At 44.8% G+C, this 201-nt stretch carries 1 protein-coding gene; it reads right to left on the bottom strand.

Annotation, left to right across the window (positions count from 1 at the left end; translation table 11 throughout):
• Positions 1-160: bifunctional hydroxymethylpyrimidine kinase/phosphomethylpyrimidine kinase (locus CHH91_RS20200; protein WP_176465928.1), on the bottom strand; the 160-nt coding region annotated here is incomplete at its 3' end.
• Between the last annotated feature and the right edge of the window lie 41 nt (positions 161-201).

The raw sequence follows: 201 nt of genomic DNA, 5'->3' as shown, positions 1-201 counted from the left end.
CCCGTACACCTGTCGTATTTTGCGCCACTAAAGAGGTAATCACACTCATTCCATACACTTCTAGTTCTTGAAAAGTTTTGAGATCGGCTTGAATGCCAGCTCCTCCTGTAGGATCGGTTCCTGCGATCGTTAAAGCGCGATAAATCGTTGACAACACCATCATCCTTTCTATCTAAATTGAACTACCCCCCACTTCGCTTA

It is taken from the genome of Virgibacillus sp. 7505 (assembly GCF_002272135.1).
In the GTDB taxonomy this organism is placed as follows: Bacteria; Bacillota; Bacilli; order Bacillales; family Amphibacillaceae; genus Terribacillus.
This window is presented reverse-complemented; position numbering and strand designations above follow the sequence as displayed.